A 13,085-nucleotide genomic window follows, 5' to 3' on the forward strand; every position below is an offset into this window, starting at 1 on the left:
GAGAGGATGAGCACGTGAAGCGCGGGAAGCTGCGGGTCCTGCTCGGTGCAGCGCCCGGTGTCGGCAAGACCTACACGATGCTCGAAGAGGGGCGTCGGCTGCTCGACGAGGGTCGCGACGTGGTCGTCGCCGTCGTCGAGACGCACGAGCGCGCCGCCACCGCGGCCCTGGTGAACGGGCTCGAGGTGGTGCCCCGCCGCACCGTCTCGCACCGCGGCGTCGACCTGGACGACCTCGACCTCGACGCCGTCATCGCCCGGGCACCCGAGGTCGCGCTCGTCGACGAACTCGCCCACACGACCGCCCCCGGCAGCCCGAACGAGAAGCGCTGGCAGGACGTCGAGGCGCTGCGGGACGCCGGCATCGACGTCATCTCGACGGTCAACGTGCAGCACATGCAGTCCCTCGGCGACGTGGTCCGCGAGATCACCGGCACCGTGCAGCGCGAGACCGTCCCCGACGCCGTGGTGCGTGCGGCCGACCAGATCGAGGTCGTCGACCTGGCCCCGGCAGCGCTGCGCGAACGGCTCTCCGACGGGCTCGTGTACCCGGCGGCCCGGATCGACGCCGCGCTGTCGAACTACTTCCGCCTCGGCAACCTCACCGCCCTGCGCGAGATCGCCCTGCTCTGGCTCGCGGACGAGGTCGACGACGCGCTCAAGGCCTACCGCGCCGAGCACGGCATCGAACACCGCTGGGAGACCCGGGAGCGCGTGCTCGTCGCCCTGACCGGCGGCCCCGAGGGCGAGACCCTGCTGCGCCGCGGCGCCCGCATCGCCGCCCGCAGCGCCGGCGGCGAGCTCGCCGCCGTCCACGTGACCACGAACGACGGCCTGCGCGTGCGGCACCCCGGCGCGCTCGGCAAGCAGCGGACCCTGCTCGAGCAACTCGGTGGGACGTACCACCAGGTCGTCGGCGACGACGTACCGAGCACCCTGGTACGGTTCGCACGGTCGATCGACGCCACCCAGATCGTGATCGGGGTCAGCCGCCGCAGCCGGCTCGCGGCCGCCATGACCGGTCCGGGCATCGGCAACACCGTCATCCGGGAGTCCGGCGACATCGACGTGCACGTCGTCACGCACGAGCGGGCCGGCGGCGGGATCACCCTGCCGAAGCTCGGGGGCAGTCTGTCCCGCGGACGCGTGATCGCCGGGTTCGTGCTGTCGGTCCTGGTCGGCCCGCTGCTCACCTGGGTGCTGTCGATCGGCAGCGACCCGGACGCCATCACCGTCGACGTGCTGGCGTACCAGCTGCTCGTGCTCGTCGTGGCGCTCGTGGGCGGGATGTGGCCGGCGGTGTTCGCGGCCGTGCTGTCCGGGCTGAGTCTCGACTACTTCTTCGTGCAACCCCTCTACATGGTGACGGTCCAGCAGCCGTGGCACCTGTTCGCGCTGGTCATGTACGTCATCAGCGCGGTGCTGGTCAGCTTCGTGGTCGACCGGTCCGCCCGCCGGTCACGTGCCGCCCGTCGGGCCTCGGCCGAGTCCGGGCTCCTGATGGGCATCGCCGGCAGTGTGCTCCGTGGTGACGACGCCCTGCAGGCGCTGCTCGACCGCACCCGTGAGGCCTTCGGCTTCGCCGGCGTCCGGATCCGCCAGGGCGACGAGGTGCCGGCGACCTCCGGCGAGTTCGGTGCGACGCCGGACGCGTCGACGACGCTCGCTTCCGGTGCTGTGCTCGAGTTCGCCGGCGCACCCGACGACCCGACCCAGCGCCGACTGCTGCGGGTCGTCGAGCAGCAGCTCGACGCCGCCGTCGAGCACCGCGAGCTGACCCGCACGGCCGTCGGTGCCGAACGCATCGCCGCCGCCGACCGGGTCCGGAGCGCCCTGCTCGCGGCCGTGGGCCACGACGTGCGCCGACCGATCGCAGCGGCCTCCGCCGCCGTGCAGACGCTGCGTGCGCCCGACATCGACCTGTCCGGACCCGACCGGGAGGCGCTGCTCGCGACCGCCGACGAGAGCCTCGGTCAGCTGGCGGTGCTGTTGGCAGACCTGCTGGACGTCAGCCGCGTGCAGGCCGGTGTCCTCGCGGTCACCCCGGCGTCGATCGCACTCGAGACGGTGGTCGCCCCCGCACTCGACGAGCTCGAGCTCGGCCCCGACGACGTCGACCTCGACCTGCCCGCCGACCTGCCGCCGGTGCTCGCCGACCCCGTCCTGCTGCAGCGCGTCGTCGTGAACCTGCTCGCCAACGCCGCCCGGTACGCCCCGGAGGGCACCCACGTCCGCGTCGCCGCCAGCGCCTTCGCCGGCGTGGTCGAACTCCGCGTCGCCGACCACGGCCCCGGGATCCCCGCGGACCGCCGCGACGAGGTGTTCCAGCCGTTCCAGCGGCTCGGCGACACCGACAACGAGACCGGCCTCGGGCTCGGCCTGGCTCTGGCACGCGGGTTCACCGAGGGCATGGGCGGCACGATCGAGGTCGACGACACCCCGGGCGGTGGCCTCACCGTCGTGGTGCGGCTGCCGATCGCCGGGCACGTGGGAGTGGAGATCCGATGAAGGTCCTGATCGCTGACGACGACGCGCAGCTCGTCCGTGCGCTGTCGGTGACGCTCTCGGCGCGAGGGTACGACGTCGTCACGGCTCGGGACGGGCGCGAGGCGATCGACGCCGTCATCACCGAGCGCCCCGATCTGGTGCTCCTCGACCTCGGCATGCCCCGACTCGACGGCATCGGGGTGCTCGAGGGCGTCCGGGCCTGGTCGCAGGTGCCCGTCCTGGTGCTCTCCGGCCGGACCGACTCGTCGGACAAGGTCGACGCGCTCGACGCCGGTGCCGACGACTACGTGACGAAGCCGTTCCAGATGGACGAGCTCCTCGCCCGGCTGCGGGCACTCGGACGACGCCGGGTGGTGGCGACGGAGGAGACCCCGACGATCGCGATCGGACCGCTGCTCGTGGACCTCGTCGCGAAGCAGGTCACCCCGGCCGAGGGTCCGGCGATCCGCCTGACGCCCACCGAGTGGCGCCTGCTCGAGGTCCTGGTCACGAACCCCGACCGGCTGATGACCCGCGAGATGCTGTTGACCGAGGTCTGGGGGCCGACGCACGGCAACGACTCCGGGTACCTGCGCCTCTACATGGCCCAGCTGCGGCGGAAGCTCGAGCCCGACCCCGCGCACCCGCGCTTCCTGGTGACGGAGTCCGGAATGGGGTACCGCTTCGCCCCCGGAGCGTAGGAACCCGGTACGCGTCGCGGTCCCGACGGTTCACGCCCGGGAGCTGAACGCCGCGAGCTCCGCCCGGGTCCGGGCGCCGTGCTTCCGGAGCAGGTTCGCCACGTGGTACTTCACGGTGTTGACACTGATGCCGAGCCCCTCGGCGATCTCCCGGTTGCCGACACCGGTCGCCACGAGCCGCAGCACGTCGCGCTCCCGCGGGGTCAGGTCGCCGTCGTCGGCCGCGTCCACCTCGGTCGGTCGCGGGTCGAGGGGCAGCGAGATGTCGAGCACGGACCCCCAGCCGGGCGTGCTCGCGACCTGCACCCGCCCGTCGAGCGTGACGACCCGCTCGGCGATCGGTCGCATGGCGTCGTCCTGCACGTCGAGCGTGCCGGAGCCGTCGTCGCGGAGCTGCATGAGCAGGTTCCGGCCGTCGCAGTCCCACTGGATGCGCACCCGCTTCGCCGCACCGTCGTCGACCAGGGCGAGCACCGCGGTCCGCACGATCGCCCGGGCAGCGTGGGCGACGTCACCGGGGAGCGCACGACCGGTTGCCGGCGGCTCGACGAACTGCACGTCGAGGTCCCCGAAGCGCACGAGCGGCCGCAGGTCGGCGCGCAGCCGCGAGAACGCACCGGTGACCGGTTCGAGCAGGGTGCTCCGCTGCTGATCGGTCACGGTGCGCAGGTCGACGAGGGCGGCCGAGGCGATCTCGACGGCCTCGGCCCGGGCGGCCGCGTCGGTGACCCGCGACGACCGGAGCACGGCGAGGACGGATTCGAGGGTGAGGGCGTGCCGGTCCGCCTGCTCGGCGACGGTGCGGGCGTGCTCGGCGGCCGCGAGCCGGATGGCGGAGCCGCCCCGGGCCTCCAGGGTGTCGACCGATGCGTCCATGGAGGCGACCGTACCCGTCCCACCCGAGCGGACGGGCCCACCCGATGGGATGGGACCCCTGCCGGGGCGGGTAGCGGCGCGCAGGGTCCGCTGACGGAAGGATCGTCGTCATGGCAGCAACCACCGTCTCCGCAGCGCTCGACCTGGTCGTCCGCGAGGTCGGCGACCTGGCGGCCCGCCTCGAGGACGCTCCCGCACAGCGTGCACTCGACCTGATCGAGGGCGCCGACCGGGTGTTCGTCCACGGCGCCGGTCGCTCCGGCCTCGCCCTCCGCATGACCGCAATGCGCCTCATGCACCTGGGGCTCGACGCGCACGTCGTGGGCGAGGTCACCACCCCGGCCATCCGGCAGGGTGACCTGCTCCTCGTCGCGAGCGGTTCCGGGACGACCACCGGCATCGTGCAGGCCGCGCGCACCGCGCACGAGGTCGGGGCATCCGTCGTGGCGCTCTCGACCACCGACGACTCCCCGCTCTCCGAGCTGGCGGACGTCACGATCGTGCTGCCCGCCGCGACGAAGACCGACCGCTCCGGCACCGCCTCGGCCCAGTACGCCGGTGGCCTCTTCGAACAGGCGGTCGCCCTGGTGGGCGACGCCGTGTTCCACGCCCTGTGGGCCCGAGGCGGGCAGTCCGCCGACGACCTCTGGCCCCGTCACGCCAACCTCGAATGAAAGGCACACCCATGCAGCTCCAGTTCGCCATGGACACCCTGACCACCGAAGCCGCCCTCGAGCTCGCCGCCGCGGCCGCGCCGCACGTCGACGTCCTCGAGCTCGGCACGCCCCTGATCAAGAGCGCCGGCCTGTCCGCCGTCACCGCGATCAAGGAAGCGCACCCCGACAAGATCGTGTTCGCCGACCTCAAGACCATGGACGCCGGTGAGCTCGAGGCCGACATCGCCTTCTCGGCGGGTGCCGACCTGGTCACCGTCCTCGGTGTCGCCGGCGACTCGACGATCGTCGGCGCCGTCAAGGCCGCGAAGAAGCACGGCAAGGGCATCGTCGTCGACCTGATCGGCGTCTCCGACAAGGCCGCCCGCGCCCGCGAGGTCGTCGCACTCGGCGCCGAGTTCGTCGAGGTCCACGCCGGGCTCGACGAGCAGGCAGAAGAGGGCTTCACCTTCTCGACCCTGCTCGACGCCGGCAAGGACTCGGGCGTCCCGTTCTCGATCGCGGGCGGCGTGAACGCGTCCTCGGTCGCCTCGGTGCAGGATGCCGGTGCCCGCATCGCCGTCGCCGGCAGCGCGATCTACAGCGCCTCGGACGTCGGCGCAGCAGCCGCCGAGATCCGCGCCGCCATCAAGGCGTAGTCCCGGTCGCCCTTCCCGGGCGACGGCCAACGAGTGAGCAGAAGACGTCGGGTGCGACCACCGCACCCGACGTCTTCTGCGCACTGGATGCGGGACCCTGCCGGTCCCGCCCTGCCGGTCGCACCCCGCTCCGCGGTACCGTCGGGACGTGGGGATCGAACTGCGCCGCGTGACCGCCGACGACTGGGAAGCGTGGCGACCCGTGCGCCTCCGCGCCCTCGCCGACGCCCCGGACGCCTTCGGCTCGACGCTGCAGGACTGGGTGGACGCCCCCGAGCACCGGTGGCGCACCCGCCTGTCGATCCCGGGAGCGCTCGACCTGCTCGCGGTCGACACCGATGCCGACGGACCCGGCGCGGTCGTCGGGATGGCGAGCGGCGTCCCGTCCACCGACCCGGACGGCCCCGCCGAGCTCATCTCGATGTGGGTCGACCCGGCAGCGCGCGGCCGCGGCATCGCCCGTGCACTCATCGACGCGATCGCCACGTGGGCGGCTGCTACCGGAGCCACCGAACTCGAACTCTCGGTGCTGCCCGACAACGCCGTCGCCCGTCGCGCCGACGAGCACGTCGGCTTCAGCGCACGCGACGAACCCGGCGATCCGTTGCCGGACGGCCGGACCGAGGTCCTGATGCGCCGTACGGTGGCCACATGAACCGAGCGCTGCGCTGGACCACCTGGATCGTCGCCGTCGTCGTCCTGCTCGCGGTGGTGTTCCTCGTGTGGGCGCACATCGTCATGCAGGGCACGCGCAGTGCCGCCCTGCAGGTCTGGCGTGACGACCGGATCGCGGTGCGGGACGCCGGTGACTCGGTGGTGATGACCCCGACCGGCCAGGCCGACGGGGTCGGGATCGTGTTCATCCCCGGTGCGAAGGTGGATCCCTACGCCTACATGGCGACGTTCCGGCAGGTGGTCGCCAACGGCACGACGGTCGTCATCACGAAGCCGACGCTCAACCTGGCGTTCTTCGACACCCGGCCGCTCGCCACGTTCGAGGCCCACGCCCCCTCAGTCACGCGCTGGGCCGTCGGCGGGCACTCCCTCGGCGGGGTCCGTGCGTGCCAGCTCGCCCAGGACGCCGACGGTCTGCTGCTCTTCGGCAGCTACTGCGCGAACGACATCAGCCGCTCGTACATCGACGTGCTGAGCGTCTCCGGTTCGCGTGACGGCCTGTCGACGCCGGCCAAGGTCGACGCCGCGCGGGACAAGCTGCCGTCGACCGCCACCATGACCGAGATCCAGGGGGCGAACCACGCCGACTTCGGTGCCTACGGCGACCAGCCGGGCGACCGGACGGCGACCATCAGCCGTGCTGATGCCCGGCAGCAGATCTCGGACGCGGTCGAGGCCTGGGTGCGCGACCTGCGCTGACTCCGCGCGCCGACCGGCGGACGCACCACGGGCCTCCAGACGGTCTGCCTGGAGGCCCGTGGTGCGCGACGTCAGTGGATCACGCCCGCCTCGTGGTCGCGTCCGGAACGGCGCCCGGTGAACCGGGCGATGAAGTAGAGCACCACGCCGACGGCGAGCAGGATCGCGGCGTAGAGCCAGACCTGGCCGCTCTGCTGCGTGAGCAGCAGGACGCACGACAGCACCCCGAGCACCGGGACGAAGGTCCAGACCCGGAAGTGGTCGTGCTCGACGTGGTCGCGGCGGAGCACCAGGACGGCGACGTTCGTGCTGATGAACACGAAGAGCAGCAGGAGCACGACGGTCTCGGCCAGCACGCCCACGTCACCCACCAGGGTCAGGAGCATCGCGACGACCGTCGTGGCGACGATCGCGGTCCACGGGGTCTTCCGGTTCGGCAGGACCTTCGCGAGCAGGGCGGGCAGGAGCCGCTGCTCGGCCATGCCGTAGGTCACGCGGCTCGCCATGATCATCGTGAGCAGCGCGCCGTTCGCGACGGCGACCAGGGCGATGAGGCTGAAGACCCAGTCGGGGATCGGGACGCCGGTGGCGGAGACGACCGCGAGCAGCGGGCCGCTGGACTCGGACAGCTCGGACGCGGGCAGGGCGATCGCGCTGGCGAGGGCGACGAGGACGTAGACGACGCCGGCCGTGGCGAGGGCGCCGAACAGGGCCTTCGGGTAGACGCGGCGGGGGTCGCGGACCTCTTCGGCGATGTTGGCGGACGTCTCGAAGCCGACGAACGAGTAGTAGGCGACGATCGCGGCGCTCAGCGTCGCCAGGGCCGGGTTCGCCTCGGACGGGAACGCGCCGATGCGCGAGACGTCGCCGCCGCCCCCGCCGATCATCACGGCCACGACGACGACCACGATGACGAGGCCGGAGACCTCGATGACCGTCATCACGACGTTGCTCCTGAGCGAGTCGGAGATGCCGCGGGCGTTCAGGCAGGCGATCAGGGCGAGGAAGACGATCGCGGTGGGCACCGGAGGCAGGTCGACGAAGGTGCCGAGGTAGTCGCCGGCGAAGGCGAGTGACAACCCGGCGGCGCTCGTGACACCGGCGGCGAGCATGCTGAAGCCGACCAGGAACGAGACGATCGGCGTCTTGTAGGCCCGTTCGGCGAAGACCGCGGCACCGCCCGCCTTCGGGTACTTCGTCACGAGTTCGGCGTACGACCCCGCGGTGAGCAGGGCCAGCAGGAGCGCGAGCACCAACGGTGCCCAGAGCGCTCCGCCGACGTCCTCCGCCAGGGTCCCCATCAACGCGTAGATGCCGGCGCCGAGCACGTCGCCCAGGATGAAGAGGAACAGCAGCGGGCCGGTGATCGCCTGGCGGAGCTTCGACTGCGAGCCGTCGTGGGGTGCGGCGGTGGTGTCGCTGGTCATGGAGGTGCCTTTCGTCCGGGTCAGCGTGCCGGGGTGTGTCTCGGAGGCTTCACAGGTGCGCCGCGGAGGGGGTTCCCCCTGCACAGTGCAGCCCCTGGTGAACTCTCTCCACAGCGTGCGGCGCGTCGGGACCCGGCACCTGGAGCGGTCCTAGACTCGTCGGGAGCCACACGTCCACCACCAGTCCCCGGAGGACCGCAGATGACGACGCAGGACCAGCGCACGCCCGCTCGACTCAGTGACCAGCGAGCGCTCCTGTTCGACCTCGACGGCGTGCTCACCCCCACCGCCGACGTGCACATGCGGGCCTGGAGCCGGCTCTTCACGCCGTACCTCGAAGCGCACGGGGTCGCGCCGTACACCGAGCAGGACTACTTCACGTACATCGACGGCAAGCCCCGGTACGACGGCGTGCGCTCGCTGCTCGAGTCGCGTGGCATCGACCTGCCGCAGGGCACCCCGGACGAAGCGCCCGACACCGACACGGTGTGCGGGCTCGGCAACCGGAAGAACGCGGAGTTCACGGCCGAGCTCGACGAGCACGGTGTCGAGCCCTACCCGGGCTCGCTGCGGTTCCTGACCGCCGCGATCGACGCCGGTCTGTCCGTCGCGGTCGTCTCGAGCTCGGCGAACGCCACCTCGGTGCTCCGGACGGCGGGCATCCTCGACCGGTTCCCTGTGGTCGTCGACGGGCTCGTCGCGCGCCAGGACGGCCTGACCGGCAAGCCGGCGCCCGACACCTACCTCGACGCGGCAACGCGGTTCGGGCTCACCGCCGCCGAGTGCGTCGTGGTGGAAGACGCGACGAGCGGGGTCGAAGCCGGCCGCAACGGTTCGTTCGGTCTGGTCATCGGTGTCGACCGCGGTGCCGGGGCGGACGCCCTGCGCGAGCACGGTGCCGACGTCGTGGTGTCCGACCTCGCCGAACTCCTCGACGACCTGCCCGCACCGGTCGCCAGCACCAGCACGACGTAGGCCACCCGGCCGGGCGCTCCCTGCCTGCCCGCCGCACCGACGTACCCATCTCCCTCCCTTCCCACGGAGCAGCATGAACCCCATCACCTCGGACCCCCTCGACCGCGTCCGCTACCCGATCGACGAGTGGGCCCTCGTCGAGACCGAGTACACCCCCGACGAGCAGGGCGTCGCCGAGACGAACTTCGCTGTCGGCAACGGGTACCTCGGCCTGCGCGGCAACCTCGACGAAGGCCGTGGCGGCGTGCAGTACGGCACGTACGTCAACGGCTTCCACGAGACCTGGCCGATCCGGCACGCGGAAGACGCCTTCGGCTTCGCGAAGACCGGGCAGACGATCATCAACGCGCCCGACGCCAAGGTCATCCGCCTCTACGTCGACGACGAGCCCCTGGTGCTGGCCGAGGCCGACATCCTGCGGCACACCCGCCGGTTGGAGTTCCGTGGCGGGTACCTGTTCCGCGAGACCGAGTGGTCGACGCCGTCCGGCAAGCGGGTCCTCATCCGGTCGCGCCGGCTCGTGTCGTTCACCGACCGGCACCTCGCCGTCATCGACTACGAGGTCACCGTGCTCGACGCAGACGCCTCGATCCTGCTGTCCAGCCAGATCCTCAACCGCCAGGACGTGCAGGACGAGTACCACGCCGGCATGCGGGCCGCGGCGAACGCCTTCGACCCCCGCAAGGCCGAGTCGTTCACCGAGCGGGTGCTCGTGCCGAAGGTCAAGCGCAGCACCGGTGACCGTTCGGTCCTCGGGTACCAGGCGTCCAGCTCCGGCATGACGATCTGCGTCGGCGTCGAGCACCACATCGAGACCGAGAACAGCTGGGACGAGTCGTCGTCGATCGAGGACGACCTGGCGAAGCACGTCTACCGGGTGCAGGCCCGCGCCGGTCAGCCCATCCGCCTCGTGAAGCACGTGGTCTACCACACCTCGCGCGGCGTGCCCGTGCGTGAGCTCGCCGACCGGTGCGAGCGCACGCTCGACCGCGCACACGCCGAGAACGTCGACGAGACCTTCGCGAAGCAGCGCGAGTGGCTCGACGACTACTGGGCACGCAGCGACGTCGAGATCACCGGCCAGCCCGCGATCCAGCAGGCCGTGCGGTGGAACCTCTTCCAGCTCGCGCAGGCCACGGCCCGCACCGACGGCCACGGCATCGCCGCGAAGGGCGTCACCGGCTCCGGCTACGGCGGCCACTACTTCTGGGACATGGAGATCTACGTCCTGCCGTTCCTGTCGTACACGGCGCCGATCGTTGCCCGGAACGCCCTGCGCTTCCGCTACAACATGCTCGACGCGGCACGGGCGCGAGCCCGCGAGCTGAACCAGCGCGGGGCGCTGTTCCCGTGGCGGACCATCAACGGCGAGGAGTCCAGCGCGTACTACGCCGCCGGCACCGCGCAGTACCACATCGACGCCGACATCGCCCATGCACTCATGCAGTACGTGCGGGCATCGGGCGACCGTGAGTTCCTGAAGCGCGGCGCCATCGACGTGCTCGTGGAGACCGCCCGACTCTGGGCCGACCTCGGGTTCTGGCGGTCCAACGGCGACAAGAAGTTCCACATCGACGGCGTGACCGGACCGGACGAGTACACGACCGTCGTCGACGACAACCTCTACACGAACGTGATGGCGCGTGCGAACCTGTGGTTCGCCGTCAACGCCTGCCGCGAGCTCGCCGCCGACGACGCCGAAGAGTACGACCGCATGGTGCGCCGGACCGGCCTGCGCCCCGACGAGCTCGTCGAGTGGGAGCACGCCGCCGAGTCGATGGAGATCCCCTTCGACCCGCACCGCGGCATCCACCCGCAGGACGCCCAGTTCCTCGACAAGGAACTCTGGGACCTCGAGAACACCCCCGACTCCAAGCGCCCGCTGCTGCTCCACTACCACCCGCTGGTGATCTACCGGTTCCAGGTGCTCAAGCAGGCCGACGTCGTGCTCGCACTGTTCCTGCAGGGGCACGAGTTCACGGCGGCCGAGAAGCGTCGCGACTTCGACTACTACGACGCACTCACCACCGGTGACTCCACGCTGTCGGCGGTCGTGCAGTCGATCATGGCGGCCGAGGTCGGCTACCACGACCTCGCCGACCAGTACTTCCAGACCGCGCTCTACGTCGACCTGGCGGACCTGCACGGCAACACCTCGGACGGCGTGCACATCGCGTCGACCGGTGGCATCTGGGGTGCGCTGGTCAACGGCTTCGGCGGCATGCGCGACCACGGTGGCCGGATGACCTTCAACCCGCGGCTGCCGAAGCACTGGGACCGTCTGTCCTACCGCCTGACGGTGCGCGGCTCGCGCGTGCGGATCGACCTGGAGCAGGACACCATGACGCTCACGGTCGAGACCGGTGCGGGCTTCACCGTGTGGGTGCACAACCAGCAGTGGGACATCGAGGCGGGGGAGCCCACCGTGGTGCCGCTGCCGCACCACGGGCCGCGGATGTCCGGGCACGCTCCGACCACGAGCGACATCCAGGGCACGCTGCGTGCCGACGGCTCGGTGATCACCGCGTCGATCCCGACGATCTCGCTCGAGCGCGACTTCGACCTCGACGAGACGACCGCCTGACACCGGTTCCTCCGCCCGCGGTCACACGTCGCCCCGGTCCCGCCTCGCGGTGCCGGGGTGACGTGCGCGGCGCGTGCTCCCGGCACCTCCGAACGCGTTCAGTCGCCCCCGGGCACCGTGGTCTGCCGTGCCCTTCGGGTCGATGGCGTCTCCCCGGGCACGGTTCGTGCAACGAGAGGAGACATCATGGGCAACCGGTTCGAGGGCAAGGTCGCGATCGTCACGGGCGCGGGTTCGGGCATCGGCGCAGCGACGGCGCGCGCGTTCGTCGACGAGGGTGCGTCCGTCGTGCTGACCGACAGCGTCGAGGAGAAGGTCCGCACGGTGCGAGACTCCCTGCCGACCGACCGTGTCGTCTCCCTGCACGCCGACGTGGCGAGCCCGGAGGACTGGGAGACCGTCGTCTCCGCGGCGATCGACCGCTTCGACCGGCTCGACGTCCTGGTGAACAACGCCGGGACCTTCAGCTCGGGCGACATCACCGACATCAGCACGGCCGAGTGGCGCCGCGTCATCGAGACCGACCTGTCCGGGGTGTTCTACGGCACCCGGGCAGCGTTGCCGTTCCTGCGCGAGACGAAGGGTTCGATCGTCAACACGTCGTCGGTCTCCGGTGAGGACGCCGACTGGCGGATGAGCCCGTACAACGCGGCGAAGGGCGGCGTCACGAACTTCACGAAGGCGGCCGCGCTCGACAACGGGCAGTTCGGCGTCCGCGTGAACGCCGTCGCTCCGGGACTCATCTGGACCGACCTGACCCAGGAGCAGGCCGAGGACGAGGCCCTGCAGTCGAAGTTCGAGGAGCGGATCGCGCTCGGCCGTGGGGGTCGCTCCGCCGAGGTCGCCGAGGCGATCCTGTTCCTGGCCAGCGACGCTGCGTCGTTCATCACGGGCGCGGTCCTGCCGGTGGACGGCGGCACCATGGCGAGCAACGGGCAGCCTCCGCAGGCCTGAGCCTCCGCCGCGTCGGCGGCACCGTCAGCTGGCGACGAGCTCGACCTTGAACCGCTCGGCGTCCTCGAGGAAGGCCGCGTGGTGCCCCGGACCGCCGGCGAACGGGTGCCGGTCTTCGTACAGGCGCGCCCAGCCGTGTTCGGGAGCCTCGGCCCAGAGCCGCTCCACCGCCTCGGCGTCGCCCGCGTGGAACGCCAGGTGGCTGAGCCCCGGTCGACGGCGGTCGTGCTCGCCGTCCAGCGGCGCCGATTCGAGCACGACGTACAACGGGCCGAGCCGCCAGCTCCGGCCGTGCTCCCAGCGCTGGAAGGGTTCGTAGCCGAGTTCACCGAGCAGCCAGCCCCAGGCAGCTGCGGCGGTGTCGAGGTCGGCGGTGCGGAGTTCCACGTGGTGCAA

12 protein-coding genes are annotated in these 13,085 nt (G+C 71.6%); 9 read left to right on the forward strand and 3 right to left on the reverse strand.

The features are described from left to right. Positions 1-14: 14 nt before the first annotated feature. A complete protein-coding gene (locus tag ITJ50_RS04005; protein WP_194589967.1) occupies positions 15-2,507 on the forward strand; it encodes an ATP-binding protein in 2,493 nt (830 codons plus the stop codon). Next, complete coding sequence (locus tag ITJ50_RS04010) at positions 2,504-3,187, forward strand: response regulator (RefSeq protein WP_017887945.1); 684 nt, start codon at positions 2,504-2,506, stop codon at positions 3,185-3,187. Before ITJ50_RS04005 ends, ITJ50_RS04010 begins: the two co-directional genes overlap by 4 nt. Positions 3,188-3,217: 30 nt before the next feature. Here ITJ50_RS04010 and ITJ50_RS04015 read toward each other — a convergent pair whose 3' ends face one another. Next, on the reverse strand, positions 3,218-4,063 hold the full coding sequence (locus ITJ50_RS04015; protein WP_042537559.1) for a helix-turn-helix transcriptional regulator: 846 nt from the start codon (positions 4,061-4,063) through the stop codon (positions 3,218-3,220). Positions 4,064-4,173: 110 nt separating this feature from the next. On the opposite strand from ITJ50_RS04015, the gene hxlB reads away from it, so the two are divergent. The 4 genes from hxlB (at position 4,174) to ITJ50_RS04035 (ending at position 6,749) form a co-directional block, all read left to right on the forward strand. After that, positions 4,174-4,737 carry a 6-phospho-3-hexuloisomerase gene (gene hxlB, locus ITJ50_RS04020; protein WP_194589968.1) on the forward strand — a complete coding sequence of 188 codons (564 nt, stop codon included), beginning with the start codon at positions 4,174-4,176 and terminating at the stop codon, positions 4,735-4,737. A gap of 11 nt (positions 4,738-4,748) precedes the next feature. Next, positions 4,749-5,375 (forward strand): 3-hexulose-6-phosphate synthase, encoded by a 627-nt coding sequence (gene hxlA, locus ITJ50_RS04025; RefSeq protein WP_017887948.1) that lies wholly within the window; start codon positions 4,749-4,751, stop codon positions 5,373-5,375. Positions 5,376-5,523: 148 nt separating this feature from the next. Beyond that, the gene (locus ITJ50_RS04030) at positions 5,524-6,030 is read left to right on the forward strand and encodes a GNAT family N-acetyltransferase (RefSeq protein WP_194589969.1); all 507 of its coding nucleotides are present in this window, start codon (positions 5,524-5,526) and stop codon (positions 6,028-6,030) included. Then, positions 6,027-6,749, forward strand: coding sequence for an alpha/beta hydrolase (locus ITJ50_RS04035; RefSeq protein ID WP_071250087.1), 723 nt, complete (start codon positions 6,027-6,029; stop codon positions 6,747-6,749). The genes ITJ50_RS04030 and ITJ50_RS04035 overlap by 4 nt, the downstream gene beginning before the upstream one ends. A gap of 71 nt (positions 6,750-6,820) precedes the next feature. Here ITJ50_RS04035 and ITJ50_RS04040 read toward each other — a convergent pair whose 3' ends face one another. Further along, positions 6,821-8,176: an APC family permease gene (locus ITJ50_RS04040; protein WP_017887951.1), complete on the reverse strand. Its 1,356-nt coding sequence runs from the start codon at positions 8,174-8,176 to the stop codon at positions 6,821-6,823. A 201-nt stretch (positions 8,177-8,377) separates the two neighbouring features. Between ITJ50_RS04040 and ITJ50_RS04045 the strand changes: the two genes are divergently transcribed. From ITJ50_RS04045 to ITJ50_RS04055, 3 genes are all read left to right on the forward strand, one after another. Further along, positions 8,378-9,151, forward strand: a complete 774-nt coding sequence (locus ITJ50_RS04045) for an HAD family hydrolase (RefSeq protein ID WP_017887952.1) — start codon at positions 8,378-8,380, stop codon at positions 9,149-9,151. A 73-nt stretch (positions 9,152-9,224) separates the two neighbouring features. Beyond that, positions 9,225-11,735, forward strand: a complete 2,511-nt coding sequence (locus ITJ50_RS04050) for a glycoside hydrolase family 65 protein (protein ID WP_017887953.1) — start codon at positions 9,225-9,227, stop codon at positions 11,733-11,735. Between the two features lie 186 nt (positions 11,736-11,921). Then, the gene (locus ITJ50_RS04055; protein ID WP_194589970.1) at positions 11,922-12,689 is read left to right on the forward strand and encodes an SDR family NAD(P)-dependent oxidoreductase; all 768 of its coding nucleotides are present in this window, start codon (positions 11,922-11,924) and stop codon (positions 12,687-12,689) included. Between the two features lie 24 nt (positions 12,690-12,713). Here ITJ50_RS04055 and ITJ50_RS04060 read toward each other — a convergent pair whose 3' ends face one another. Further along, positions 12,714-13,076, reverse strand: a complete 363-nt coding sequence (locus ITJ50_RS04060) for a VOC family protein (protein ID WP_323749882.1) — start codon at positions 13,074-13,076, stop codon at positions 12,714-12,716. Positions 13,077-13,085 lie beyond the last annotated feature (9 nt).

The sequence above is a fragment of the Curtobacterium sp. VKM Ac-2889 genome (assembly GCF_015350855.1).
GTDB classification, from domain to species: domain Bacteria; phylum Actinomycetota; class Actinomycetes; order Actinomycetales; family Microbacteriaceae; genus Curtobacterium; species Curtobacterium poinsettiae.